Source organism: Sporobacter termitidis DSM 10068 (assembly GCF_900130065.1).
In the GTDB taxonomy this organism is placed as follows: Bacteria; Bacillota; Clostridia; order Oscillospirales; family Oscillospiraceae; genus Sporobacter; species Sporobacter termitidis.
Genome location: NZ_FQXV01000011.1, coordinates 101487 through 126482, shown reverse-complemented (window position 1 = coordinate 126482; position 24996 = coordinate 101487). Strand labels below are relative to the sequence as shown.

Below are 24996 nucleotides of genomic sequence, written 5' to 3'. Positions count from 1 at the left end.
GCGCCAAAGCCCAAAGCCGGCTTTGAATAGTCGAATATAGAATATTCTGTTACTTTCGACTAAATATCGAAATTCAATTATATAATATTACAAATTCCGAAGCGGAGCAACAAACTTTGCCATATTGTATTGCATATCGATATCCGAGGAGGTATAATACTTGTAACAATTTGCAATAACTTGTAACAACTCGGTGGTGTAATATGTTTTCTATTTCCGCAAAAAGGAAAAAGGTAATATTGGCAGGGCTGTTGACATTAGTTTTGATGTTTAACATGAGCGTCTCCCTGCTCGGCACGCCTGCGGAGGCTGTCAGCAAATCGCAGATAAACGCGCTGAAGCAGCAGCAGTCGCAGCTGGCCGAACAAAAGGCGAGCGTTCAAAAGCAGGCGGATGCGCTCAACAGCAAGGTGACCTCCCAGACGGAAAAGCTGAACATCCTGACCAAGCAGCTCAACGTCACAAACTCGGAGATCAAAAACCTGTCCGATCAGATTGCCGTGTATACCAACTCTGTAGCGGAAATGGAAAATCAACTGAATGAGAACGAACAGCAGCAGCAGATACTGCTGGAGAAATACAGAAAACGCATTCAGAACATGGAGGAAAACGGCAACTCTACATACTTGGGGATCCTGTTCGGAGCAACCAGCGTTTCCGATCTTCTGGGCCGCATCGATTTCGTCAGAGAGATCATGGAATACGACAACGGCCTCATTAAGGATGTCCAGGAAGCCCAGGTCAAGGTTCAAAACGCCAAAGCGGATATGGAAGCCGAAATGGCGGAGCAGGAAAAGGTCTTTGCATCATACAAGGAAAAGCAGGCGGACCTTCTCACGCAGCAGAACGAGGTTAAAGCCGTCCTTTCAAGCCTGACGTCAGACTCGGCGGATTACCAAAAACAGCTTTCATCCTTAAACACGCTTCAGTCCTCAATAACCGGACAGATCAGCAACATGGAAAAGCAGCTGGCGGAGCAGCAGCGCATACAGGCGGAGCAGGCCGCGGCAAACAAGATTTCGTCGGACAAAGGCAACAAATGGTATGGCGACTCGGCCGGCACCGGCACGGGACAGGATATTGTCAATTACGCAAAGAAGTTTCTCGGCGTTCCGTATGTCTACGGCGGAACCTCTCCCTCGGGATTTGACTGTTCGGGCCTTGTGTACTATTGCTACAAGCACTTCGGTTATTCGGTAAACCGCACGGCGTCGGGCTTGTCTTTTAACGGCGCCTCGGTATCGTCATCTTCGCTCCAGCCAGGGGACGTCATCCTTTTCACAGCGCAAAGCGGCGGTTACATAGGCCATACCGGCATTTACATAGGGAACGGCCAGTTCATCCACGCGCCGCATACCGGCGACGTCGTCAAAATTTCGAGCCTTTCGGAGAGCTATTATAAGAACCACTACTACAGCGCACGGCGGATCATTTCATAGTTAACAATAAAGCTTAAACAGGCCCGGCGCCGTCAAAGGCGCCGGGCCTGCTTTATATCCCTTGCTTAACCTAGTTTTTTGTCCTTATAAAAACCGTATAAGCGATCCACAATTTCAGTACCCGTGTCTTCGCCTGCCTGTGCCGGTTGGACATCCGCTGGTGCCGGCGCTTTGCTGTTTTCCGTGGCTTCCCGGCTTTTCTCCGCGGTTGCCTTTTTGAGTGCCTCTTCCGATTCGTCGAATTTTTCTAAAAGCTTATCCCAATCCTTAACTGTGTAGGATGTACTCCCTATTTGGATTTTCTCTTCCAGTTCTCCGTTTTTCAGTTTTTCCTTCATTTCCGTGATGTTTTTACTGAGTGCCAGCATCAGGCCCGATATGTCAAGCCCACCCGCGCCCGCGGTGTCGGGCGGCGCCGATGGCTCCGCTGCCGTCAGGCTTTCATTAATATACAGCTTAAATGCGCCGTTGCTCTTCTTCTCTTCGAATGAATTTTGGCAGCTGTACAACAGCGAGTTATTTTGTGTTGTATCTATTTTCATAACTCAATCCACCTCAATAAGTTATCAAACCTGAACAATAATACCACAACAATGCAATATTGTATATTACTTCCTGGAAAATCGGAAGCCGCCGGACACCTACTGCCGCGAGGTTACAATAAAATCCTCCAGGCTTTGAGAAATTTGTTCCTGTGCCTCGTATGAGTAATAGTAATGTCCTGAAGCTTTTGCTGTAATCACTCGGATATTCTGCCTGTTTTCAACGTGCTGTAAAGACTTATTACTAACGATTTCATCTGTTTCTGATTGAACTATGACAATAGGCAGTTGTAATCTTTTTATGAGTACTCGCGTTAATTTGCATTTTCTTAATAATTCAATATAGCGCGGTATACCTGTTAAATATTCAAATGGATTAGACACCGATGTACTGTTTCCTTTTCTGGCCGCGGTAATGACGTCGTTTTTTTCGCCTTTGCTAAAAGCTATCAATATATTATTCTTGATATAAGCATAGGTGACGTGAATATTGAGTGGCATTGCAATCAAATATAACCCGCGAATTTTTTGAGGATATGAAAGCGCCGACTGTACAGATAGAAGGCAGCCCATCGAATGACCAACAAGAATAATATTTTCGTAGTCTTTTTCCAGCAAATTGATTCTTTCATCAACGTAATTTTGCCATTGGTTGATATTGCTCTTTATAAACGCCTTCATTGTTTTACCATGTCCGGGTAAAAGAAGGTTTTCTATCGAATATGTCCCGTGAAGCTTTTTTATCAAATAATCAAATTGCAGCGGACTTCCTTGAATACCATGAATAAAGACTATGACAGTGTCCGATGTCTTTAATCTGTAGTGATATTCCAAATGCGCAGTTTCCATCGCAAGAGTCTCCATTCCGTTATGTATCCATTATAATAACATCAATGCTGAATGAAGTAAATCAAAGCAATAATGAAGAGGCCCGGCACCCTTGTGTGCCGAGCCTCCTGTGCCTATTCAAATTTTTGTCTCGCCCGATAGCCCTGCCTGTCATCTTGGGGCCGATTGCCGGTTAGCTGCCCGCCAGCATTTGTTCCAGCGCTTCGCTTGCGGCGGGCAGCTCCATGCCTTCCTTCCAGATCAGAATACCGTTGCCTACCGGGCCGAGATAGCAGGATGTGATGACGATTCCGTCGCCATAATGTTGCTGGTACGCGTTATCCTCAGCGATATCCACCATAAGGTATTGATTAAACAATCCAATGTCTGATACGCGTTTGCTTTCAATGACTGAACGCATAGGGGTCATATAGTAGGAGCCGTCTTCATTCGTTGTAAACTTGATGAAACGGAGATTTTTGTTATCTTTTACATTGAGGTGGTATACAATTCTTCCATCCAAAAGCTGTGAAACTTCCGATACTTCCAGAACATCCGGCGAAACGGGGACGATTTTCCACTGCGTCAGTCCTATGTACCCGCCAACAAGCACTGCGCAAATGATAACAGCAATTAGTATGCCCCTCAAGAATGCTTTTTTCTTGCTCCTTTTCCATGCGGACTGAATAGCTTGTAAGGGCTTTATTTCCTCTCGCGCCGCTGCTGGATGCTCCAGTTCCTCATCCATATTCGACAATAAATTTTGGCACTGTTTGCATTCTTCCAGATGTTCTTCAACTAAAGTGCGGCTTTCCGCGCTGCATACTTTGTCATGGTACAGCGGCAGTAAGTCCTGAATAACGTTACATGGCAGCTTCATGCTAATTCCTCCTTGATTTTCAATCTTGCGCGGTGGTATGTGACTCTTGCCCAGCTTTCGGTTTTTCCAAACAACTCGGCAATTTGGGAAAACGGCAGTTCTCCAAAAAAACGAAGTGAGAAAACCTCTTTATATGGTTCCGTTAATTTGTGAAGAGCCTTATGCACCTCGAACGCGGACTCACGTATTAAAAACCCCTGCTCAAGTCCGTCCGCATAAAATGTGTCCACACCTTCCGCATCAGTGGCTAGCCGGTTTTCTTTATTAAAGAAAGTATAATATGTATTTTTTGCGATTTGACACAACCAGACATATAGTTTGCACTTGCCGTCAAATTTGCCGAGGCTCTTTAACGCCTTGAAAAAGGTCTCCTGAGTTATTTCCTCTGCAACAGCTTCATTTCTGCTGAGCGATAAGGCATATTTATATACGTCTATAAAGTACTGGTTATATATTTGATTGAAATCAGTCACTGGCTCACCTCGCTTTCACACATAAGACTGACGAACATTAAATTCGTTACAAGAATTCGAGAAAAAGTCCCATATTTCCCAAGCATGGTTCCACGATACAAAGAGGCCCGACGCTGTTTGCGTCGGGCCTCTTTCATATGATTTGATATTGTTGAATACTTGCCTGTTATCTCTTGGAGAACTGCGGTGCGCGACGGGCGGCTTTGAGGCCGTACTTCTTACGCTCTTTCATTCTCGGGTCGCGGGTAAGGAGACCGGCCGCCTTGAGCGGGGTGCGATAGGCCTCGTCGACCTGCAGGAGGGCGCGGGCGATGCCGTGACGGATGGCGCCGGCCTGTCCGGTGACGCCGCCGCCGACGACCTTGGCTTCGATGTCGAACTTGCCGGCGGTGCCGGTGGTATTGAACGGCTGGCGGACAAGGAGCTTCAGAGTTTCAAGCCCGAAATAATCGTCCATATCGCGCCCGTTGATGGTGACGGTGCCCGTGCCGCCGGCGAAGAGGTGGACTCTGGCGACGGAGGATTTTCTGCGGCCAGTGCCGTAGACATAAGGCTTTTTGCTTGTATACATCGTTTATTTTCCTCCCTTATTCCTGAGTCCAGGCCGTCGGCTTCTGTGCCTCGTGCTTGTGGACGGCGCCCTTGAAAATGCGCAGGCGCGTCATGGCAAGACGGTCCAGGTTGTTTTTGGCCATCATGCCCTTTACGGCCAGCTGCATGGCGAATTCAGGCTTCTCGGCCATGAGACGCTTATACTGAACTTCCTTCAGTCCGCCGACCCAGCCGCTGTGACGGCGGTACATCTTCTGCTCGAGCTTTTTACCGGTGAGAACGGCCTGCTCGGCGTTGATGATGATGACGAAATCGCCGCAGTCGACGTTCGGTGTGTATGTCGGCTTGTGTTTGCCGCGGAGCAGGACGGCAGCCTGTGCCGCCGTGCGGCCCATCGGCTTGCCGGCTGCGTCAAGGATGTACCATTTCCGCGAAACGGTCTCCTTTTTAGCAAGTGTTGTTGACATAATATATCCCCCATACGATATAAATAAGTGATAACAAAAATAGTAAGGCACGAAAATACTGCAAGTCGTGCCTTACTTTTATAACATAACGCCATTTCAATGTCAACACTTGTTTTCGTTATTTTTAATTTATCCTCAAACGAACTCGGAAATGCGCCTGATTTCTCGCAAATGCTCGCGAATACTCGAAACCAATTTTATTTTTGGCGCGCTGCTCCGAGCTGAAATATTATAAAAAAATGCCAGGGACAGAACCCCGGAATTTTTATTGCTTTTTTACGGTTTTGTCGCCGCGGTCCTCGCTGTCGCTGTGGTCTTCCGGCTTTTCGTCGCAGAAGATAAGGTAGTAGAGCTCTTCGTTTTCCTGCCGCGAGATGAGCATGACAATCCTCCTTTCTGTTTTTGCCGACATCGTTATTATATGGTTTCCGGTGCGCGGCTGCTACAACAAACCGGTTAAAAATTCGTTAAAATTACGGTGCCCGCGCCCGGCCGGCGCCGCCGCGATTGTAATCCCGGCCGTTTTTCGGTAATATATGTCATATAGGGGAGCCGGGGAGGGGTTTGAATTGGAAAAGCAAACGCGCCGCGGCGGTATGGTATTCTTCGAGCATAGGGCGGCGCCGTAAACAAAGCTCCGGGAGGGCGGCGCCGGCCGAATAATAAAGAAAGGTGAGTTATGTTATGAGTTTATTGTTGATCATCGTCAGCGTCATTGCCGGGCTTTTTGTCCTGTACCTCTTCATCGCCAAGATTCTTGGCCTTCGGGTCATCAACCCGAACGAGGTGGCCGTGGTCGAAAAGTGGTGGAGCGTCAGGGGCTCGCTGAAGGATGCGATCATCGCCCTGCACGGCGAGGCGGGTTATTCTCCGGACCTTCTGCGAGGCGGCATCCATTTCAGGACCGTGCTGATGTACCGCATCCACAAATACCCCCTGATCACCATCCCGCAGGGGCAGATCGCCTACATCTTTGCGCGGGACGGCATCCCTCTCACGCCGTCTCAGATTCTGGGCAAGGTCGTACCCGAGGCGAATAATTTCCAGGACGTCCGCGGCTTTTTGAACGAGGGGGGACAGAAGGGTCCCCAACGCGGTATCCTGAGAGAGGGTACATACGCCATCAACCTGGCGCAGTTTATCGTCATCACCTCCAATGAGATCAAAACGATCTTCAGCGGCACAAAGGCGGAGATGCAGGAAATCTCCGGTATGCATCAGACGCTGGTGGAGCGCGACGCGTTCCGGCCGATCGTCATTATGGGCAAGGGCCGCGACTCCAGCGATTATATGGGCATCGTCACCATCCACGACGGGCACCCGCTGCCGCAGGGCGAGATCATCGCGCCCGACGTGGGCGAGGATCACCAGAATTTCCAGGACCCCGAGAAGTTCCTGGAGCTCGGCGGATACAAAGGCAAGCAGATCAAGGTGCTGATCGACGGTACTTATTACATCAACCGCCTGTTCGCCACCGTGGAGTTCAAGGAAAAAACCGTCGTACCCATCGGCTATGTGGGCGTCGTCGTCTCCTTCTTCGGCAAGGAGGGCGTCGACACCACGGGCTCCGACTATAAGCACGGCGAGCTGGTGGAGGAGGGGTGCAAGGGCGTGCTCGCAAAGCCGCTCATGCCCGGCAAATACGCGTTCAACACCGACGCGGGCAAGGTCATCCAGGTCCCCACGACGAATATCATCCTGAAGTGGAACAAGGGCGAGGTGGGCGACCACAAGTACGACGAAAACCTGGCTGAGGTCGACATCATCACCAAGGACGCGTTCGAACCGTCGCTTCCGCTGTCCGTCGTCATGCACATCGATTACAAGCAGGCGCCCTGGGTCATCCAGCGCTTCGGCGATATCAGCATGCTGGTCAACCAGTCGCTGGACCCGCTGGTCGGCGCCTACTTCAAGGACGTGGCCCAGACGAAGACGCTCATCGAGCTCATCCAGGAGCGCAGCGCCATCCGCGAGCGCGCCGTTGCGGAGATGAAGGAGAAGTTCAACAAATATAACCTGGAGCTGGAGGAAGTGCTCATCGGTACGCCCAAATCGGCCGGTATCGGCGATCAGCAGATCGAGAACATCCTGACGCAGCTCCGCGACCGGCAGATCGCCGAGGAAAAGAAGACGACCTACCACAAGCAGCAGGAGGCCGCCGAGAGCGAGAAGACGCTCCGCGAGGCCGAGGCCGTCGCCGTCCAGCAGAGCAAGCTGACGGAATCCAAGATCCAGATCGAGGTCGAACGCAACAACGGCGCCGCGCTGGCCAGCAAGGCCGAGCAGGAGGCCACCCAGATCACGGCGCTGGCCAAGGCCAACGCGGAGCGCGTCCGCGTGGAAGGCGAGGCGGAGGCCTCCAAGGAGAAGGCCGTCGGTATCGCCAAGGCCAATGCGATCGAAGCGCAGGTCAAGGCATACGGCGGGGCCGAGTACAGAGTCACCCAGGAGGTCATAGACAAGCTGAGCGACGCCATCAAGAACACGCAGGTCGACCTGGTGCCGAAGACCGTGGTCAACATGGGCGGAGACGACCAGAGCGGCAGCGGCAGCGTCGTGCTGGAAACGCTCCTCAAGCTCATCACGCTCGGCAAGCTCGGCGTAACGCTGCCCGATAAAACCTCCGGCGAGACGCCCGAGGTCAAGTAAATTATATATCTAAAAGATATATATCTATTAGAGAGGTCCGGCTTTTGCCGGACCTCTCTTTTCGTGCGCAGCTCAGGCCAACGCAATTCGCCCCTACGCCTTTTTGGAGACACCCCACAGGGGCGGACCGTGTTCGCCTGTGCTCCTTCAGGAAAACATGGCGTTTAGACAAATGGTATAGTAAAATATTATGAATTTTTGTAAAATGCATATATACAAATTGGAATTTCAAACTTATAATGAATTGTAATTAATGGATGAATTGACAGTTAATTCAAATAAAAAAGCAAAGGACATGAGCTGACGACGAACTCCGGCAGGGGCTGGCGGTCACGGAACAACTACCCGCGTTTTCCTTTGGGGCATCTCGGGCGGCAATTGGATTATCATGAAAGGGAGCGCATCTTATGGGTTACGAAGCGTATAAAATCACCGCGAAATATCAAAATCTCTCGATGGAAGATATGACGGGCGCGCTTTGCCACGCCGGCGCCGTTCCGGTGGAACGGTTCGGCGGCACGGTGACGATGGAAATGGTCAATGACTACGGTGTTATCGAGCTGGTACTGCGGGAGGAAAACCACGTTAATCTGCGGTTTTCCCCGGGGGGAAGAGTGCTCCTCACGGTGCGCTTTGCCAAAGTGAACGACGTGAGGATATCTGGCAGCGTCATCGCGCTGCTGAAAGAGCTGGCCGCGACATTTGACACGGTGTACATAAGAGACCAGGAGACGAACAGCGACATCGATCTGTGTGATACCGCGCCCCTTCTCCAGGCCGTGACATACGCCAAGTATAATTTTGAATATAATTTTCCGGTTTGCCGCCACAAGGTCCGCTGCAGGGACGTATTCTGCCTCTGCGGGCACGATTACCCGGCGGCCGGCACGGAAATTCTAAGTTAAAGCACTCAAAAAAATATAGCAGGCCGGCAGTGTTGACTTGCCGGCCTGTTTTTGTCATAATGAAAAAAGCAGGGAAAAAAGGGATTTTTCGCCTTGCCGGGCGTTGCGTCGAGGAGGGGAGAGGCGGTGGTGCGATTGTCGGCCGATGAAGAGCGGTATATCCGGACAAATGTCGGGTACTACGCGGCTGTTTTTGAGAGGCTCCGAGGCCGGAAAAGCAGAGCGTGCTGGAACTGGGCGGCCGCGCTTTTCCCCACAGGCTGGTTTTTCTACCGGAAGGTATATTCATGGGGGATTGCGTCCATGGTGATTTCCGCCGGCCTCTGCTTTCTGGGCGGCATCGTCACGCTGGTGCTGGCGCTGCTTTTCCGGCTGTTTGTCGCGCTTTGCGGCAACATGTTCTACATGCAGCACATCGAGAACGTCGCCCGCGGCGGGATGCGCCTGCGGGAACCGGCCAGATCGCGCTACGCAAAGCTGTACGGCGGCACCTCGGCGGTTTTGGCGGTTTTGTCGTTTATCGTCCTTCTGTCCCTGGAGTGCGTCATCTTCCGCTTCTTCTATTCCTGACCGGCCGCTATAACTGCACTTCGGTTATTCGGAAAATTTCGTGAAAGAAAAGCGCCTCGCAGAGTTTCCGCCGCGCACGGCGGAAATAGAGTTTTATTCGTCCTTTCCGGCGGCGTGTACGTCGGAAAGGACTCTTTTCGTGCAGGTAAGCGGTGGAGCGTCCTGCACGCATACCCCTTGTCGGTAAAGCCCTAAGGGCTTTACCGACAATAAGTTTTTATGCCGTGGCTTCCGCCTCGGGCAGCGCGCTTTGGCGCGGCTGAACGATGGATTTGTTGCGCCAGTTGCCCTTCCTGTAATAGATGATGGTGATCAGCGCGCCCAGGATAATGGCGGCGCTCAGGGCGATGAAGGGCGAATTCGGGTCGCCGTTCGGATGAGCCGCGCTTTTTGTAAAATGCGCGATCCCATAGGAGAGCGGGACGCGGAGAATGACGTTGGTGGCAATGGAAATCCACATCGGGCCCATGCTGTCGCCGGCGCCGCGCATCACGCCGCTGAAGGTGTTGCTGACCACCATGGCGATATACCCGGCCACCATGACCTGAATAAAGCCCATGCCCATATCGATGACCGATTCCGTCGTCGTGAACAGGCCCAGCAGATGCCGGCCGAAGATCAGCATGCACGCGACCATGGTAACGGTGAAAACGAGGCACATGTAAAACACCGTCCAGGTGCCCTTCTTAACGCGGTCCATTTTGCCCGCGCCGATATTCTGGCCGGTAAAGGTGGAAGCCGACATGGAAAAGGTCTGGCTCGGCAGCACGGCAAAGCCGTCAAGCCGGAACATCGCCGTGATCGCGGCCGTGACAAGATAGCCCATGCTGTTGATGAGGGACTGCACGATGATGGTGGCAAAAAACATAACCCCCATCGACAGCCCTGTCGGCACGCCCAACCGGACGATGTGCCGCACGATGCCGCGCCGGAGCTTCAGCATTCCCGGCTCGATTTTAACGATCGAGCGCATCCTGAGTATCTTGAAGAGACACGCCGCCGCCGATACGGTCTGCGCGATGACGGTCGCCCAGGCCGCGCCGGGCATGCCCCAGCCAAGGCCGGCGACAAACCAGATTTCAAGCCCCGCGTTCAGGAGCACCGAAACGAGCAGCACAGCGAGCGGGAAAACAGATTCCCCGAGACCGCGCAGGATACCGGCCAGGATGTTGTAAAAGCCGTTTCCTGCCGTACCGATAAACAGGATTTCGAGATAAATCTTCGCCATATCAAAGGTCTCGGGCGGTGTGGCGACAGCCCGGAGCATCGCTGCCGACAGCGGTGTGGCGACGGCGGTGATCAAAACGGACATGATGATAATGAGCGTGATGGAATTGCCGATCGTGCCGCCGACGTTGCGGAAGTCCTTCGCGCCGAAGTACTGGGCGACCATCACGGTGACGCCGGAGCCGATCGCCATAAAGAAAACAAGGAACAGATTCTGTATGGGGCTGCTGACGCCGATGGCTGCCAGGGCAGCGTCGCCCATATATTTGCCGACGACGATGGAATCGATGGTGAAATACAGCATTTGCGCGATGTTGCCGATAAGCAGAGGCACAGAGAATTTAAGCAGGCACATGAAGGGGCCGCCCACAGTCATGTCCTGCGCACCGAAAAGCGCTATGAACTTTTTGAGCATTATGTCCTTTCACCTCAGAAATCGCTACGGATATGTAGCATGATACTTTTTGCATCCAGTGTAACATATGCAATTCCATATTTCAACATATCGTCTTTATACGGACAGGGCAATTTTACTCGACCGTTCGCGGCCTTTCACAAGGGATTCCGACAGCCTGAAAAAGACAAGGGATTCCGTAAGGAATCCCCGTCTTTTCAAGACATTGTTTAGTTTGCGAGAAATAATGTCTGTCTGCTTAGCTTCTTGCCTATGGTACGTCAATCACTGCGCGTATCAATATTGGCCATCCGACGTAATTCAACTTAATCATCTCCCAGTGTTCGACTAAACCTTGCTTGATGATATTCATTTTATGACACCCGATCCTCCGTATGGAGAATACTGAAGTGTCCATTCATAGTATGAGCGCCGGCGGCCGGTTTATGCGCGCGCCGGTTCCGGGCAAATCTTGTCAGTTAAGGCCGGATCTGACAATAAAATGATTTGAATAATCGGTGCGGTTATGTTAAAGTTGAGCATAAGAACACGGCAAACAACAGGCGCTTTCGCCCCTGGGAGAAGGCGCCTGGCTTTGATAAAGCGGCGGCGCCGATTTCGCGGAGGCTTAAGGAGATGAAAAACCGTCAAAAACACGCCGGGACCATAAGGACCGTCCTTTCCGCCGTCGTCCTGCTGGCTGTGGCGGGGGCTATTCTGCTGGCCCTGCTGAACAGACAGGTCGTCGACACCGGCGGGCGGTGGATCGTCTCGGAGGACGAGGCGTCAAAGCTCGGCGGCGTGGATTGCATCCTTGTTCTGGGCGCCGCGGTGTACGCCAACAAATACCCCAGCGAGATGCTGGAGGACCGCCTTGCCGAGGGCGTCCGGCTGTACCATCTGGGCGTTTCCGACAGGCTCCTCATGAGTGGGGACAACGGCAAGGTGAGCTATAACGAGGTCAAGGTGATGAAGGACTACGCCGTCCGGTACGGCGTACCGTCGTCCCATATATTCCAGGACCACGCCGGCTTTTCGACATATGAGAGCATGTACCGCGCGCGCGACGTCTTCGTGGCAAAAAAGATCGTTATCGTCACGCAGCGGTATCACCTGTACCGGGCCGTGTATATCGCCCGCGCCCTGGGGCTCGACGCCTACGGCGTGGCCTCCGACCCGAGGCCGTATGCCGGTCAGGCTCTCCGGGAAATGCGGGAGATTCTGGCGCGCCCGAAGGATGTTTTTAACTGTATTTTCAAGCCGCGGCCCACGTATCTGGGGGACGTTATTCCGGTGGGCGGTAACGGCGACATCACCGACTGAGCGCGCGCATCCCGCGCAATCGGACGGCCCTGAAAAACAACGAATTCCCGGTTGCCGCCGGGTGACGGAGCACTCCGCCATCCGGCGGTTTTTTTGTCGCCGTACAAGAAAATCTTTGTAAATTACTAATATTATGGAAATTTATATCGATAAAGAGCTATACGCAATAATGCGCGAATTTTGTCGAAAAGTGAGGATCAGAATTTGCAGAATAAAAAACGCACATTCACGATCATCATCCTTCTGACGGCCGCTTCGGCGGCGCTTTCCGCCTGCGTGATTATACTGCGCGGGGGAGCGCCGGGCGCCGCTGTGACGCTGCTGAGCGCGGCCGCCGCCGGCGCGTGCCTTCTCGCCGCCGACGTCAAAAGCGCAAAATATGTTAGAATCGCCAGGGAAAACCAGGCGCTCTGCCAAGAGCAATACGATATCAACGAGGAACTGGAGAAAAGGCTGGCGGAGCAGCTGGAAGCAATGTCGGCGTTGGCGGACAGGGACGCGGTCACAAGGCTCTATAACAGGAACTATTTTTTCCGCTGCATCGAGGAGGCGGCGCGGTCGCTGGAGGCCGGCGACAAGCTCGCCGTCCTCCAGTTTGACGTGGACAGGTTCAAAACCATCAACGTCAGCTACGGCCACGACGTGGGCGACAAGGCGATCGCCGCGATCGCGGACAGGCTCATGGCGTGGAACACGCACGGCGCGGTGCTCGCGCGCCTCGGCGGCGACGAATTTGCCGTCATGCGCCGCGGCCGTATGAGCCGCGAGGAGCTGGACGCCTGCTGCAGGGAGCTCATCGACATCTGCTCGGCGCCGATTTTTGTGGGAGATCAGGTCCTGTACGTCACCATCAGCGTCGGTGTCGCCGTCTGCCCGGACGACGCCGGAGACGGCGTGACGCTGCTGAAAAATTCCGATATTTCCATGTACAAGGCAAAGACGGAGGGCTTCAATAAATACGTGTTTTACAGCCCGCTTTACAAAGAGAACATCACGCGGAAAAACGAGATCGAGGCGCTCCTGCGCAAAGCTGACTTTTCCAAGGACTTTGAGCTGGTCTTCCAGCCGCAGTTCGAGCTGCCGGGAGAAAGGCTGATCGGCGCCGAGGCGCTCCTGCGCTGGAAAAGCGCGGAGCACGGGTATATCCCGCCGAGCGTTTTCGTGCCGGTGGCCGAGGAGATCGACTTTATCAGCAGAATCGGCAAATGGGTGCTCGTGCAGGCTGTCGAGCAGATCGTTTTGTGGAACAAAACGTATGGTACACAGCTGAAAATGGGCGTCAACATCTCGCCCCGCCAGCTTTCGGAGGACGACTTTTTCATGACGCTGAAAACGCTCATCACCGACAGCCGCGTCAACACGGCCTGGATCGACGCCGAGATCACCGAAAATCTGATGATCGAGGAAAATTCAAAGGTCAAGCCGATTTTCGATCTGCTGGAGGAGCTCAATATCTCCGTGTCGATCGACGATTTCGGCTCGGGGTACTCGTCCCTGGGCTACCTGAACAAATACCGCTTCGACAGGATCAAGATCGACAAATCCCTCGTCGACAATCTGCTCCTGCCGGGCGGCAGCGGCGTCGAGGTCGTCAGGGCCATTATCAGGCTGGCCGAAGCCGTGGGGAAAACAACGATCGCCGAGGGCGTGGAATCCCACGAGCAGCTCCGAATACTCAACAAGCTCGGCTGCCGGCAGGTACAGGGCTTTCTGCTGGGCAAGCCTGTCCGGGCCGAGGACTTTGCCCGGAACTTCATTGAAAGGGACCTGGAAGCCGCGGCGCAAAAAGCGCTGCGGACAGCCGGCCGGTGTCCGCCCGGCGCGGCGCAATACGACCCGCTTACCAGGACGACAACGCTTTGCTGAACAGAAAAGCAGCCTCCATCAACATCGGATGGAGGCTGCTTTTTTATCATGCAAAATTTAAAACAGCGCCAAAAAGTCTTTTGGCGTGTCGCTTTGGAAGACCAGGAGCCTTTCGGAGAAGGGGTGCCGTATCTCCAAAAGGCCGGCGTGCAGGCACAGCCGCCCCAGCGGGTCCGTCCGGGCGCCGTACTTTTTGTCGCCGGCCACGGGATGCCCAAGGTCGCTCATATGGACCCTGATCTGATTTTTGCGACCGGTCCCCAGCGTGATCCCGAGCAGGGAGTACGCCGCTGATTCCCGGATGACCTCATAGCTCGTCACGGCCTCCCGTCCGTCGCCGGGCCGGCTGCCGGAGTAGACAAAGTGTGTTTTCGTCTCCTTCAGCCAGGACGTCACGGTGCCGCTTTTCTCCCGGAAGACGCCTTCCGACACGGCGGTGTAGCCCCGCGTCTGTACCAGCGTGTTCCACTGGTCTTGCAGCGCCAGCTTTATGCGCTCGTTTTTTGCCGCGATCATGACGCCCGAGGTGTCCTTGTCCAGACGGTGGACCACGAAGAGGCGGCTTTTATTGTTCTCCCGCCGGACATGCTCGGTGAGGAGATGGTAGGCCGTCTCCGTCTTCTCCCGGTCCGTGGCAATCGCCAGCAGGCCCGCCGGCTTGTCGATGGCGATCAGCTCCTCGTCCTCGTAGATGATCCGCAGATGCTTGGCGATATCGATATGCCGAGGATCGTCCGGCGGCGCCACAGACACCGTCACGCCCGGCAGCAGCGGGGTATCGTGCTTTGTTGCCGTCTTGCCGCCGACAGACACGGCGCCCCGGGTCAAAAGCGATTTTACGCTGTTTCTGGACATGCCGGTCATCGTCCTCAGCAGGAACTCCAGAAGTCCCGCCGGCTTATCGACGGTGTACTCCTGCGGGCAGTTTTTCGGTGGCTTCAAAATGATCACGTCCTCCGGAGCGGTTACCCCTGATTTTGGGACAGAGACTGGCGCGACTTCCGCTGGCGCCGCGTCCTGGTCTTGTAGTCGTCCGACAGGACGCTGATGTTGCCGTCGATTTCCAGGACGGCAAGGTTGACGTCTTCAACGCGGGACACGCCGTGCTCCCGGAGCGCCTCCATGATCTCGTCCATCGTCAGGCGCGCCCGCGTGACGTTTCTTTTGTTGAGCCTGCCCTCGTAGATGAGCATCAGCGCCTCGCCCTGAAGCAGGCGGCCGATCCTCGGAAAACGGTATAAGACCTGCTTGAAGACGAAATTCGTCACGAACAGGGCGCCGGCGGCCACGAGACCGCCCGCCAGCGTCGTGTTGGGGCCGACCATCGCGTTCTGGACGGCGTTGGAAATGAGCAGGATAAAGACGAGGTCCACCACGGAAAGCTGCGAGAATTCCTTTTTCCCGAAAACGCGGACGGCAATAACGATAAACAGGTAGACCACAACCGAGCTGAACGCGATCTGCACGTAGCCGTTGCTGAAAAAATTCATGATACCCATCCCTTCAGATGCTCCCATCCGGTTATGTACGCATCTCAGCCTTTCAGCAGCTTTTGCCGTGCCTTATGGTCGGGCAGCACCGACGCGATGAGCGCGTGGAACGCCTTGCCGTGATTTTTATGCCGGATGTGGGCCAGCTCGTGGACCACCACGTAGTCGACGGCGGCCTCCGGATAGCGCATGAGGCGCCAGGAGAAGCAGAGGCGGTTTTTCGGGCTGCAGCTGCCGAACCGCTTCTCAGCCCCGGTGATGGTGATGCCTGTGGGGTAAAGCCCCATCAGCGCGGCGTAATGGGCGACCTTCGGCGGGAGCTCCGCTTTGGCGCGCTCTTTATATAGCGCCGCGTCCTGCGCGGTGAGCTCGGGCATGGCCGCGTTGCGCTGGCGCTGGCGTTCCAGATGCGTCGCGATCCACGCCGCGTGCTCCGAGAGCATCTGCTCGATGCGCCGCCCCGGCGTGCGCATCGGCGCCCGGACAAGAATCCGCAGGTCTTTGGTGATCTCCAGCGCCAGGGTCTTGCGCTTTGAATAAATGACGGAATATTCGTATGTCATAGCCGTACTTACGTCACCTTCCCGCCATCGTCTTCGACGTACGTAAAGCGCCGGACGACGGCGCCCTGGTGCGTGACCGCCTGGAGCCACATCGACGCCGGGCGGACCCAGACGCCGCCCTCGCCGTAAAGCGCCCGGTACACCACCATCGGCTCCAGCGTCTCCGAATGGCGCGCCAGATACAGCACCTCGTAGTCGTTGCCCTTGAAGTGGCGCCAGCGGCCCGGCCTGATTTCTTCCATATGCGTTCTGCGGCTGCCGCCGTCCTTTCGATACGTATTATACCGGGATTCCCGGCATTGGAGACAGTGTAGCACAAGGTTGGGCATGAAGTAAAGACGCAGTTCTGCGGCCGCCTTGACCGATGCCGCCCCGGATGATAATATCGAGGAAACGATTAAAAGCCATTGGGAGCGGTTATGGAAAAAACAAACGTCATGCGCATTCTGGACCAGAAGAAGATCCCCTATATACCGCACACGTACGACCCGTCGCTGGTGGACGGGATTTCCGTCGCCCTACAGCTCGGCGAAAGGACCGAACGCGTGTTCAAAACGCTGGTAACAGCTGCAAATACGGGGAATTACTATGTTTTTGTCATCCCGGTCGATAAAAGCCTCGATCTGAAAAAGGCGGCGAAGGCCGTCGGCGTCAAGTCTGTGGCCATGATCAGACAGAAGGAGCTGCTGCCGCTGACGGGCTACATCCACGGCGGGTGCTCGCCGGTGGGAATGAAAAAATTATTCCGGACGGTGATCGACGAAACGGCGGCGCTGTTTGACGCGATCTTTGTCAGCGCGGGGAAGGTCGGATTCCAGGTGGCGCTGGACCCGAAGCTGCTCGCCGGGCTGACCGGCGCGGAATTCGCGGACTTGACGGAGCCGGAACCGGCCGGCGCGGCCATATGACACCACGCAGTTAAAATTTGAAATGAGAGAAGCACAAAATGCAGGACGAAACAGAACTTCTTAAAAAGCGCCTTCTGGAGCTTACGCACCGGGCCTTTTCGCAGCAGCGCTACACCTACTCCGAATTTCTCACGCTTGCCGAGCAGGACGCGCTGCTCGGCATGAAATTCGACGCCGGCGCGGCGCCGCTGACGCTGCTGGGCGGCTATGACGGCGCCGAGCGCCAAATCGCCCGCTTTGGCGACGCGGCGCTGTGCGGCTATGAGGAGGCCCCGCCGTTAAGCTATATCGCCGTCACGCCGCTGTCGCAGAAATTTGCCGACGCGCTGACCCACCGGGATTTCCTTGGCGCGCTGATGGCGCTGGGCGTGCGCCGGAGCGTTCTGGGAGATATCCTCCTCCAGGACAACAGCGCCTGCCTCGTCTGCCTGGAGTCCATCTCCGGCTTTATCGTCGGAGAATTCAGCCAGGTGAAGCGCACCTCGGTCCGCTGCCAGGTCCTTGACGCGCTGCCGGACATCGCCGTCAGGGAGCCGGAGGCCCGCAGCGTCAACGTCGCCTCCCAGCGGCTCGACGCTCTCGTCGCCGCCGTCTACAAGCTGTCCCGGAGCGAAAGCCAGGCGCTCATTGTCCAGGGCAAGGTCCATGTGAACAGCCGCCTGACGGAAAACGCCAGCCACGAGCCCGGCCCCGGCGACATCGTCTCCGTCCGAGGCCTTGGCCGTTTTGTCTATGACGGGGCCGGCAGAGAGACGAAAAAGGGCCGGCTGTTCGTGGACGTGAGAGTCTATTGAAGCTTGCCGGATGCGGCAGGGGAGGGAAAGCACATGCATATCGCGCCGGATTGGAACGAAAGGCAGGCACGGCTGAGAGAGATCATCCGGAAGCCGGAATTTTATAACGAGGCTCAAGCGCTTTTCCTGTCGATGCACCGCGCCGTGCATTTTTCGGCGGACGGCGCGGCGCCGACGTATATGGACACGGTATGGGACGGCCTGGCGCCCGCGGATATCGCCGTAATGCCGACGGCCAAGGACGTCACCATCGCCTGGAATATCTGGCATATCACGCGCATCGAGGATTTAACGGTGAATATCCTGATCGATTGTGCCAATCAGCTTTTGAATCATAGCTGGCTGGCGCGCCTGAACACGGCGGTGACCGACACCGGCAACGCCATGACGGACGACGAGATCGTCGATTTCAGCAGGAATATCGATATGGAGGCTTTAAAGCGGTACAGGCTGGCGGTGGGGGAGAACACCCAAAAGGTGCTTCAGGCCCTGTCCTGTGACGACATGAAACGGAAGGTCCGCCCGGAGGGACTGGAGAAGATCCGCGGAGAAGGCGGCGTGACGGCGCACCCCGATTCGGAATGGCTCTTGGATTTCTGGGGCAGAAAGGACGTCGCCGGCATCATCCTCATGCCGGTCACACGGCACCAGATCGGGCATCTGAACGACAGCGCCGCCCTGAAAAACGCGATCCGCCGTAAAAATGCGTGAGTGCAGTTTGTTTTCGCCGGGCGCCGTCCATAACAATAGGGCGGCCTCAGTCGGCCGGATTGATCGTGAACTTTAAAGCGGGCGGCGCAATAGTATAACTATACATACCCTATTTTCGAGGTGACCGCTATGACCGACGAACAATTCCGGTATATCGAGGATTATATGCTCCTGTGCATGAAGGACAGCGCCCACGACAGGGACCATATCTACCGCGTGCTGTACGTGGCGCTCGATATCGCTTCGTATGAAGAGCATGTCGATTACGACGTGCTGATCGCCGCCTGCCTGCTGCACGACATCGGCAGGGAAGAGCAGTTTTTGGACCCGGCGGTGGATCACGCGCTGGCCGGCGGAGAAAAGGCTTACGACTTTCTCAGGTTCAACGGCTGGGAGGAGGCGCCGGCCCAGCATGTGAAAGCCTGTATCGAGACCCATCGTTACCGCACCGACCGGCTCCCCCAGTCATTGGAGGCGAAGATCGTCTACGACGCCGACAAGATCGACGCCACCGGGACGCTGGGCATCGCCAGGACGATCTCGTACAGAGCCGACAGGGCCGAGCCGCTCTACACCCTCGCCCCGGACGGCACCGTCTCCGACGGCAGCGCCGACAGCGCCCCGTCCTTCCTGCAGGAATACAAATTCAAGCTCGAAAAGCTCTACGGCAAGTTCTACACAAAACGCGCCGCGGCGCTCATGGTACCCCGGCAGAAATCTGCCGCCGACTTCTACCGCAGCATGCTGGCGGAAATCAAATCGTCCTACGACCCGGGAAGAAGCTTGCTGCGGGAGGTTTTGGAGGCTGGCCCATGAATAAGGATATTAAAAAGCAGCCGGTACGGGATTCCGTACCGGCTGTTTTAATGTTGTGTTCGAATCAGCCCAGGGCGTCGAGGATGGCGGGGATGACCTTGTAGAGGTCGCCCACGATGCCGTAGTCGGCGACTTCGAAGATGGGGGCGTTCTCGTTCTTGTTGATGGCGACGATCGTCTTGGAGGTCTGCATGCCGGCCAGGTGCTGGATAGCACCGGAGATGCCGCAGGCGATGTAGAGCTCCGGCTTAACGGTCGTACCTGTCTGTCCGACCTGATGGGAGTGATCGATCCAGCCGGCGTCAACAGCCGCGCGGGAGGAACCGACCACGCCGCCGAGGCGGTCGGCCAGCTGCTTGATGAGCTTGAAGCCTTCGGGATTGCCGAGTCCGGCGCCGCCGGAGACAATGACCTTGGCGTCCGTCAGGGAGACCTTCTCGGTGAGGCCCTTGACGACCTCAAGCACCTTCGCGCGGATATCGCCCTCTTTGAACTCCACGTTCAGCTTGATGAGCTCGCCCTTCTTGCCGGCCTCGCGCTTGGGTTTCTCCATAACGCCGGGACGGACGGTGGACATCTGCGGCCTGTGGTTCGGGCAGAGGATGGTGGCCATGAGGTTGCCGCCGAAGGCCGGACGCGTCTGCATGAGCTTCTTGTCGGTGGGATCGATGTCGAGCTTTGTGCAGTCGGCGGTGAGGCCGGTACCGCAATGCACGGCCAGGCAGGGGCCCAGATCGCGGCCGACATGCGTGGCGCCGAGAAGAACGACCTCGGGCTTGTATTTGACAATCGCCTTGTAGACGACCTTGGTGTAAGGATCGGTGTTGTAGGTCTTCAGCTCGGGATCGTTCGCGTAATAGACCTTGTCGGCGCCGTACTCAAACAGCTCGTCAACAAGATTGTCGACGTTCTCGCCGCACAGGATGGCGCAGAGCTTGCAGCCGATTTCGTTGGCCAGCTTTTTGCCTTCGCCCATCAGCTCGACGGAGACGCCCATGAGCTTGCCTTCGCGCTGCTCGGCGAAGACCCAGACGTCGTGATACTGGGTGACGTCGACGCCCTTCTTGCCTTCCTCCAGTTTTTCAATGGCTCCGAACGGGCAAACGTCAACGCAGGTGCCGCAGTTTGTGCAGGCCGGGCCGATGTCGGCGATCTTCTCCTGCATGGTAATCGCATCAAAGGGACATGCCTTAACGCATTTCTGGCAGCCCTTGCATTTTTCTTCGATAACTTTAACAGCCATTTATCTCACATCCCTTCCCTTATTTAATCACGTGCTTCTCGGTCAGCTTGGCGATGAGCGCCGCCGCCATTTCGGGTACGGTACCCTGAAGCATCTCGCCCTTGCCCTTCGGGGGCGGCGTGAAGCTCTTGAACACCTGCGTCGGGCTGGCCTTCAGGCCGCAGTCCTCGGGGGCAAGGTTCACGTCGACCTCGCTCCAGGTGGCGATGGGCTTCTTATAAGCCTCTTCGATCTGGCCGACCGTCATGTAGCGGGGCTCGTTGAGCTCCTTGATGGCGGTGAGGAGGCAGGGGGTCTTGACCTCGATGACTTCATAGCCGTCTTCAAGCGCTCTTTCGACGACGACGGAGCCCTTTTTGATTTCACGGATCTTCTGAACATATGTCACGGAGGGGATGCCGAGGCGCTGCGCCGTCTGCGGGCCGACCTGGGCGGTGTCGCCGTCGATGGCCTGGCGGCCGGCGAAGATGATGTCATATTTGCCGATCTTGCGGATGCCGGCGGCAATCGTGGTGGAGGTGGCGCAGGTATCCGCTCCGCCGAACGCGCGGCTGGAAAGGAGGTATGCGTCGTCGGCGCCCATGGCAAGGCATTCTCTGAGCATGTAGTTTGCCTGCGGGGGGCCCATGGAGACGATAGTGACCGTCGTATCGGGATATTTGTCCTTGATCTCCAGCGCGGCTTCCAGCGCGTTGGCGTCGTCGGGGTTTAAGATGGAGGGAACGCCGTCACGGATCAGCGTGCCCTTGACGGGGTCGATCTTGACCTCGTTTGTATCCGGAACCTGTTTTGCACAGACAATAATTTTCATAAGACGAACAATCTCCTTTTCCTTACTTCAGCAGGTTGCCGGCGATAACCATCTGCTGGACCTGAGACGTACCTTCGAAGATGGTGAAGACGCGGCAGTCGCGGTAAATACGCTCGACCTTGTACTCCCTGATATAGCCGTAGCCGCCGTGGATCTGAACGGCCTTGGCCGCGATCTCGTTGCAGGTCTCGGTGGCGTAGTACTTGGCCATGGACGCGGCCGTGCCGGCCTCGGGGCTGTTTGTATCCTTCAGCTGGGCGGCTCTGTAAACCAGCTCCTTGGCGGCCTGCAGCTTCGTGGCCATGTCGGCGATCATGAAGCTGATGGCCTGGAAATCGGCGAGACGGCGGCCGAACTGTTTTCTCTCCTTGGCGTACCTGATGGACTCGTCCAGCGCGCCCTGGGCCACGCCGATGGACATGGAGGCCACGCCGATACGGCCGATGTCGAGGGTCTTCATCGCGTTGGAGAAGCCTTTGCCCTCTTCGCCGAGCATATCGTCTTTATGTACGCGGACGTCTTCCATGATGATATCGGAAGTGGGACAGCCGATGATGCCCATCTTGTGCTCGGACTTACCGACGGAAACACCGGGCAGCTTCATGTCCATGATAAAGGCCGAGATGCCTCTGGAGCCCTTCTGGGTGCGGTCCGTCTTGGCGTAGATGATGCACCAGTCGGCCACGGGAGCCGTCGTGATAAAGGTTTTGCGGCCGTTTAAAATCCAATAGTCGCCGTCGCGGACAGCGGTAGACGTCGTGCCGCCGGCGTCGGAACCGGCGTTGGGCTCGGTCAGGCCGAAAGCCATGATTTTTTCACCCGTCGCCACGGGGGTCAGGTACTTTTCAAGCTGCTCGGGCGTGCCGGCCAGCATCAGCGGGCCGCCGCCGAGGGAATTCGGTGCCGAAACCCAGATCGTGGTCACCGCGCTGGCGCGGGCCAGCTCTTCCATGACAAGGACGTAAGACAGCATATCGGAACCTTGTCCGCCGTATTTCAACGGCGTCTTGATACCGAAAAAGCCTGCCTTGCCCAGCTTTTCAAGCAGCTCCTTCGGATATTCGCCTGTTTCTTCGATCTGATCGAGAATGTCTTTCGTCAGCTCTTTCTCAGCGAAGTCGCGGGCCAGTTTCCGAACAAGCTCATGCTTTTCAGAAAAAATCATTATTCTTCCTCCTATTGCTTAAAAAAATATGTAGTTTAAGGCCGAGCCGTTCCCTTTTTTAATGCGAAATATACAGTCGGCACAGGGCTTTTGGCAGCAACTTGAACATATCAATTATAAATGTTCTCTAAAAATATTGTATTATTTTGTTTAATACTTTTTCTTGAATAAGTTCATGTTTTATGCTAAATTGGTGCCATCGGATACATAATTATAAGTATGTTTCACGGCGGCAGGCCGCACTTGCGGCGTGGCGGAAGACGGTGGAGCAGGGGTTACGGCGAAAGGATGTTCTCAATGAGCTCGACACTGTTTGATTATGAATGGCAGTTTCTGCTGCAGATGGTTTCGCGGATCAATTACAGCGAGACCTACACGGAAACCTGTGATACGATACTCCAGCAGATGAGGACGCTCATTCCGTTCCAAACCGGCATCATCTTTCAGGCCGGCAGGGAGAACGGGCGCGTCCTTCTGACCAATCCCGTGTCCACCGAGACGGTGGACGACCGCTCCGATCATGCTTTTTTCACCGAGGGCAACTACCCCCACTGGAACGAGTTCATCATGGCGCCCTACAGCATCGTCTTCCGGCAGTCGGACATCATATCGCCGGCGAAAATGGAGAAGACCAGGGTCTACCGCGAGATATGGCAGCAGAGAAACGTTTACTGGGGCCTTTTCATCTCGATCGTCTATAAGGATTGTCCGCTGGCCGTGATCGGCCTCATGCGCAATAAAAACGACGAGGATTTCTCCGCCCGCGACATCTATATCATGAACACCCTGAAGGACCCCCTGGAGCGCAAGCTCTACAGCCTGCTCGAAGGGAAGCTGCGGCGCGGCGGGAATATGACGCATCCCGAGCGGATCGCCAAAACGGCTTCCCGCTACGGGCTGACAAAGAGGGAGACGGAAATCGTCGCTCTTGTCTGCAGCAGCAAAAGCAGCGAGGACATGTGCCAGCAGCTTTACATCACCCACGCCACCCTGTCGAAGCATCTGTCAAACATATACTCCAAGACGAAGGTGCGCAACAGGACACAGCTTTTCGGGCTGTTCAACGATGCATAAAAAATGCATAAAACCGCATCGCCGGCGCCCATAATGAAAACCGCGCCCGCCCAAAACGCGCGTTTTGTCGTCCCAGGCGATTTTCCGCCGCTATCTATTAATTCTATAGAAAACCAGCGGATATTGCAACGAGCAAATATTTGAATATTCAACGAACTTTTTATACTTTAGCGCGGAGAAATTTGTTAAAAATAAAACAAGGCGCTTGCGTTAAACGATTATCCAAAAATCAGAAAAATTTTATATAAATTCAGCGGGCGCTTGCGCGTCAATCCGTCGGAGCGGTATGATAAATAAAAGCGTTTTACGGCGGTTCGGGTCGGCAGACTGCCGGGCTTTTGTCCGGGCATTTGGGAGGGACGGCAATGAATTCACCCAAGGAAGTCGCACAGAACTACATTGCGCTCGGCGCGGCGAAAACGACGTATTCCATCGGCAGGATGTTCTGGCTCGGCGTTCTGGCGGGCATGTTCATTGCTCTGGCGGGCACCACCTCGACGATTTCGTCGGCCACGCTCACAGGCTCCGCCGCCAGGATCGCCGCCGCCGTCGTCTTCCCCGGAGGGCTGGCCATGGTGCTCATCGCCGGCAGCGAGCTTTTTACCGGCAACACGATGATCCTGATTTCCGTCCTCGAGAAGCAGGCCACCTGGGGCGGCATGCTTAAAAACTGGCTGGTCGTCTATATCGGCAACCTGGCCGGCAGTGTTTTGATCGCGGCGCTCGTCGTCTTCGGGCATACCTTTGCAAAGATCGTACCCGACGGCATGGCCGGCGTGATGGCGATTCATACGGCCGTGGCAAAGGTCAACATGACCTTCCTCGACGCGTTTTACCGCGGTATCCTCTGCAACTTCCTGGTCTGCATCGCCGTGTGGATGTCGCTGGCGGCCAAGGACGCCGGCGGCAAGATCATCGCGCTTTTCTTCCCGATTATGTTCTTTGTTCTCAACGGATGGGAGCACAGCGTGGCCAATATGTACTACATTTCGGCGGGGCTTTTCGCCAGCGGCACCGGGGCCTTTACCGACGCCGTGGCAAAAGCGTTCCCGGGCGACCGGCTCGATACGCTCACCTGGGGCGCTTTCTTTGTCAAAAACCAGCTCCCGGTGACGCTGGGCAATATCGCCGGCGGGGCGGTCCTGGTGGCGCTCATCTACTGGTTCGTCTATCTCCGCGCCGATAAAAAGTCCGGCGCGCCGTCCGGCGGGAAATGACAGAATAACCATTAAATTGCCTGGCAAGCGGGCTCCTGTTCAGGGAGCCCGCTTCAGCTTGTCGAAAAACTCATATGCAGCAAAAAAGC

Annotated in this window: 26 protein-coding genes; 12 read left to right on the top strand and 14 right to left on the bottom strand. The window is 55.5% G+C overall.

Features of this window, described 5'->3' with window-relative positions; genetic code table 11:
• Window positions 1–275 precede the first annotated feature (275 nt).
• Window positions 276–1439: a C40 family peptidase gene (locus tag BUB60_RS14705; RefSeq protein WP_207650775.1), complete on the top strand. Its 1164-nt coding sequence runs from the start codon at window positions 276–278 to the stop codon at window positions 1437–1439.
• 65 nt (window positions 1440–1504) lie between these two features.
• On the opposite strand, the gene BUB60_RS14700 is transcribed toward BUB60_RS14705, so the two are convergent.
• The 6 genes from BUB60_RS14700 to rplM all read right to left on the bottom strand — a co-directional run bounded on the left by BUB60_RS14700 (window position 1505) and on the right by rplM (window position 5181).
• Window positions 1505–1981: a hypothetical protein gene (locus BUB60_RS14700; RefSeq protein WP_073080567.1), complete on the bottom strand. Its 477-nt coding sequence runs from the start codon at window positions 1979–1981 to the stop codon at window positions 1505–1507.
• A gap of 99 nt (window positions 1982–2080) precedes the next feature.
• Window positions 2081–2830 (bottom strand): alpha/beta hydrolase, encoded by a 750-nt coding sequence (locus BUB60_RS14695; protein WP_073080565.1) that lies wholly within the window; start codon window positions 2828–2830, stop codon window positions 2081–2083.
• A 172-nt stretch (window positions 2831–3002) separates the two neighbouring features.
• Window positions 3003–3689, bottom strand: coding sequence for a zf-HC2 domain-containing protein (locus BUB60_RS14690; RefSeq protein WP_073080562.1), 687 nt, complete (start codon window positions 3687–3689; stop codon window positions 3003–3005).
• Window positions 3686–4162: an RNA polymerase sigma factor gene (locus tag BUB60_RS14685; protein ID WP_073080561.1), complete on the bottom strand. Its 477-nt coding sequence runs from the start codon at window positions 4160–4162 to the stop codon at window positions 3686–3688. Before BUB60_RS14685 ends, BUB60_RS14690 begins: the two co-directional genes overlap by 4 nt.
• A 166-nt stretch (window positions 4163–4328) precedes the next feature.
• On the bottom strand, window positions 4329–4733 hold the full coding sequence (rpsI, locus tag BUB60_RS14680; protein ID WP_073080558.1) for a 30S ribosomal protein S9: 405 nt from the start codon (window positions 4731–4733) through the stop codon (window positions 4329–4331).
• A 16-nt stretch (window positions 4734–4749) separates the two neighbouring features.
• Window positions 4750–5181 carry a 50S ribosomal protein L13 gene (gene rplM, locus BUB60_RS14675; RefSeq protein ID WP_073080556.1) on the bottom strand — a complete coding sequence of 144 codons (432 nt, stop codon included), beginning with the start codon at window positions 5179–5181 and terminating at the stop codon, window positions 4750–4752.
• A 684-nt stretch (window positions 5182–5865) separates the two neighbouring features.
• On the opposite strand from rplM, the gene BUB60_RS14670 reads away from it, so the two are divergent.
• The 3 genes from BUB60_RS14670 (at window position 5866) to BUB60_RS14660 (ending at window position 9305) form a co-directional block, all read left to right on the top strand.
• The gene (locus tag BUB60_RS14670) at window positions 5866–7830 is read left to right on the top strand and encodes an SPFH domain-containing protein (protein WP_073080554.1); all 1965 of its coding nucleotides are present in this window, start codon (window positions 5866–5868) and stop codon (window positions 7828–7830) included.
• A gap of 407 nt (window positions 7831–8237) precedes the next feature.
• Window positions 8238–8735, top strand: a complete 498-nt coding sequence (locus BUB60_RS14665) for a hypothetical protein (protein WP_073080551.1) — start codon at window positions 8238–8240, stop codon at window positions 8733–8735.
• Window positions 8736–8861: 126 nt separating this feature from the next.
• Window positions 8862–9305, top strand: coding sequence for a DUF2628 domain-containing protein (locus tag BUB60_RS14660; protein WP_084726518.1), 444 nt, complete (start codon window positions 8862–8864; stop codon window positions 9303–9305).
• 217 nt (window positions 9306–9522) lie between these two features.
• Here the strand turns inward: BUB60_RS14660 and BUB60_RS14655 are convergent, their stop codons facing one another.
• Window positions 9523–10947: an MATE family efflux transporter gene (locus BUB60_RS14655; protein ID WP_073080535.1), complete on the bottom strand. Its 1425-nt coding sequence runs from the start codon at window positions 10945–10947 to the stop codon at window positions 9523–9525.
• Between the two features lie 615 nt (window positions 10948–11562).
• Here BUB60_RS14655 and BUB60_RS14650 point away from each other — a divergent pair.
• On the top strand, window positions 11563–12249 hold the full coding sequence (locus BUB60_RS14650) for a SanA/YdcF family protein (protein ID WP_073080532.1): 687 nt from the start codon (window positions 11563–11565) through the stop codon (window positions 12247–12249).
• Window positions 12250–12453: 204 nt separating this feature from the next.
• Entirely contained in the window at window positions 12454–14115 is a 1662-nt protein-coding gene (locus BUB60_RS14645; protein WP_073080530.1) for a putative bifunctional diguanylate cyclase/phosphodiesterase, read from the top strand.
• A gap of 57 nt (window positions 14116–14172) precedes the next feature.
• Here BUB60_RS14645 and BUB60_RS14640 read toward each other — a convergent pair whose 3' ends face one another.
• Genes BUB60_RS14640 through BUB60_RS14625 form a run of 4 tightly spaced genes read right to left on the bottom strand, consistent with a single transcriptional unit; the run spans window position 14173 to window position 16410 of the window.
• On the bottom strand, window positions 14173–15057 hold the full coding sequence (locus tag BUB60_RS14640) for an RluA family pseudouridine synthase (protein ID WP_242941217.1): 885 nt from the start codon (window positions 15055–15057) through the stop codon (window positions 14173–14175).
• A 23-nt stretch (window positions 15058–15080) separates the two neighbouring features.
• Window positions 15081–15605, bottom strand: a complete 525-nt coding sequence (locus BUB60_RS14635) for a DUF421 domain-containing protein (protein ID WP_073080651.1) — start codon at window positions 15603–15605, stop codon at window positions 15081–15083.
• A gap of 44 nt (window positions 15606–15649) precedes the next feature.
• Window positions 15650–16168: a M48 family metallopeptidase gene (locus BUB60_RS14630; protein WP_073080525.1), complete on the bottom strand. Its 519-nt coding sequence runs from the start codon at window positions 16166–16168 to the stop codon at window positions 15650–15652.
• An 8-nt stretch (window positions 16169–16176) separates the two neighbouring features.
• On the bottom strand, window positions 16177–16410 hold the full coding sequence (locus tag BUB60_RS14625) for a DUF1653 domain-containing protein (RefSeq protein WP_073080522.1): 234 nt from the start codon (window positions 16408–16410) through the stop codon (window positions 16177–16179).
• 177 nt (window positions 16411–16587) lie between these two features.
• Here BUB60_RS14625 and ybaK point away from each other — a divergent pair, with 177 nt between their 5' ends.
• The 4 genes from ybaK to BUB60_RS14605 all read left to right on the top strand — a co-directional run bounded on the left by ybaK (window position 16588) and on the right by BUB60_RS14605 (window position 19397).
• Window positions 16588–17076, top strand: a complete 489-nt coding sequence (ybaK, locus tag BUB60_RS14620; RefSeq protein ID WP_073080519.1) for a Cys-tRNA(Pro) deacylase — start codon at window positions 16588–16590, stop codon at window positions 17074–17076.
• 38 nt (window positions 17077–17114) lie between these two features.
• Window positions 17115–17870, top strand: coding sequence for a YlmH/Sll1252 family protein (locus tag BUB60_RS14615; protein WP_073080517.1), 756 nt, complete (start codon window positions 17115–17117; stop codon window positions 17868–17870).
• Window positions 17871–17903: 33 nt separating this feature from the next.
• Window positions 17904–18581 (top strand): DinB family protein, encoded by a 678-nt coding sequence (locus BUB60_RS14610; protein ID WP_073080515.1) that lies wholly within the window; start codon window positions 17904–17906, stop codon window positions 18579–18581.
• A gap of 129 nt (window positions 18582–18710) precedes the next feature.
• A complete protein-coding gene (locus BUB60_RS14605) occupies window positions 18711–19397 on the top strand; it encodes an HD domain-containing protein (RefSeq protein WP_073080513.1) in 687 nt (228 codons plus the stop codon).
• A 64-nt stretch (window positions 19398–19461) separates the two neighbouring features.
• Here the strand turns inward: BUB60_RS14605 and BUB60_RS14600 are convergent, their stop codons facing one another.
• From BUB60_RS14600 to BUB60_RS14590, 3 genes are read right to left on the bottom strand one after another with little or no spacing between them, the layout of a single operon-like run.
• Window positions 19462–20640, bottom strand: coding sequence for an electron transfer flavoprotein subunit alpha (locus BUB60_RS14600; RefSeq protein WP_073080511.1), 1179 nt, complete (start codon window positions 20638–20640; stop codon window positions 19462–19464).
• Between the two features lie 19 nt (window positions 20641–20659).
• The gene (gene etfB, locus BUB60_RS14595) at window positions 20660–21451 is read right to left on the bottom strand and encodes an electron transfer flavoprotein subunit beta (protein ID WP_073080509.1); all 792 of its coding nucleotides are present in this window, start codon (window positions 21449–21451) and stop codon (window positions 20660–20662) included.
• A 22-nt stretch (window positions 21452–21473) separates the two neighbouring features.
• Window positions 21474–22616 (bottom strand): acyl-CoA dehydrogenase family protein, encoded by a 1143-nt coding sequence (locus BUB60_RS14590; RefSeq protein ID WP_073080508.1) that lies wholly within the window; start codon window positions 22614–22616, stop codon window positions 21474–21476.
• Window positions 22617–22913: 297 nt separating this feature from the next.
• On the opposite strand from BUB60_RS14590, the gene BUB60_RS14585 reads away from it, so the two are divergent.
• Complete coding sequence (locus tag BUB60_RS14585) at window positions 22914–23690, top strand: helix-turn-helix transcriptional regulator (RefSeq protein WP_073080507.1); 777 nt, start codon at window positions 22914–22916, stop codon at window positions 23688–23690.
• Window positions 23691–24055: 365 nt separating this feature from the next.
• Window positions 24056–24907, top strand: a complete 852-nt coding sequence (locus tag BUB60_RS14580) for a formate/nitrite transporter family protein (RefSeq protein WP_073080506.1) — start codon at window positions 24056–24058, stop codon at window positions 24905–24907.
• The last annotated feature ends 89 nt before the right edge of the window (window positions 24908–24996 follow it).

Coding starts and splice junctions, on each gene's coding strand:
- BUB60_RS14590 (WP_073080508.1), bottom strand. CDS start 22,616: ATGATTTTTTCTGAAAAGCATGAGCTTGTTCGGAAACTGGCCCGCGAC.
- BUB60_RS14605 (WP_073080513.1), top strand. CDS start 18,711: ATGACCGACGAACAATTCCGGTATATCGAGGATTATATGCTCCTGTGC.
- rplM (WP_073080556.1), bottom strand. CDS start 5,181: ATGTCAACAACACTTGCTAAAAAGGAGACCGTTTCGCGGAAATGGTAC.
- BUB60_RS14580 (WP_073080506.1), top strand. CDS start 24,056: ATGAATTCACCCAAGGAAGTCGCACAGAACTACATTGCGCTCGGCGCG.
- BUB60_RS14635 (WP_073080651.1), bottom strand. CDS start 15,605: ATGAATTTTTTCAGCAACGGCTACGTGCAGATCGCGTTCAGCTCGGTT.
- BUB60_RS14600 (WP_073080511.1), bottom strand. CDS start 20,640: ATGGCTGTTAAAGTTATCGAAGAAAAATGCAAGGGCTGCCAGAAATGC.
- rpsI (WP_073080558.1), bottom strand. CDS start 4,733: ATGTATACAAGCAAAAAGCCTTATGTCTACGGCACTGGCCGCAGAAAA.
- BUB60_RS14705 (WP_207650775.1), top strand. CDS start 276: ATGAGCGTCTCCCTGCTCGGCACGCCTGCGGAGGCTGTCAGCAAATCG.
- BUB60_RS14690 (WP_073080562.1), bottom strand. CDS start 3,689: ATGAAGCTGCCATGTAACGTTATTCAGGACTTACTGCCGCTGTACCAT.
- BUB60_RS14650 (WP_073080532.1), top strand. CDS start 11,563: ATGAAAAACCGTCAAAAACACGCCGGGACCATAAGGACCGTCCTTTCC.
- BUB60_RS14630 (WP_073080525.1), bottom strand. CDS start 16,168: ATGACATACGAATATTCCGTCATTTATTCAAAGCGCAAGACCCTGGCG.
- BUB60_RS14670 (WP_073080554.1), top strand. CDS start 5,866: ATGAGTTTATTGTTGATCATCGTCAGCGTCATTGCCGGGCTTTTTGTC.
- BUB60_RS14615 (WP_073080517.1), top strand. CDS start 17,115: ATGCAGGACGAAACAGAACTTCTTAAAAAGCGCCTTCTGGAGCTTACG.
- etfB (WP_073080509.1), bottom strand. CDS start 21,451: ATGAAAATTATTGTCTGTGCAAAACAGGTTCCGGATACAAACGAGGTC.
- BUB60_RS14665 (WP_073080551.1), top strand. CDS start 8,238: ATGGGTTACGAAGCGTATAAAATCACCGCGAAATATCAAAATCTCTCG.
- ybaK (WP_073080519.1), top strand. CDS start 16,588: ATGGAAAAAACAAACGTCATGCGCATTCTGGACCAGAAGAAGATCCCC.
- BUB60_RS14610 (WP_073080515.1), top strand. CDS start 17,904: ATGCATATCGCGCCGGATTGGAACGAAAGGCAGGCACGGCTGAGAGAG.
- BUB60_RS14700 (WP_073080567.1), bottom strand. CDS start 1,981: ATGAAAATAGATACAACACAAAATAACTCGCTGTTGTACAGCTGCCAA.
- BUB60_RS14625 (WP_073080522.1), bottom strand. CDS start 16,410: ATGGAAGAAATCAGGCCGGGCCGCTGGCGCCACTTCAAGGGCAACGAC.
- BUB60_RS14585 (WP_073080507.1), top strand. CDS start 22,914: ATGAGCTCGACACTGTTTGATTATGAATGGCAGTTTCTGCTGCAGATG.
- BUB60_RS14655 (WP_073080535.1), bottom strand. CDS start 10,947: ATGCTCAAAAAGTTCATAGCGCTTTTCGGTGCGCAGGACATGACTGTG.
- BUB60_RS14695 (WP_073080565.1), bottom strand. CDS start 2,830: ATGGAAACTGCGCATTTGGAATATCACTACAGATTAAAGACATCGGAC.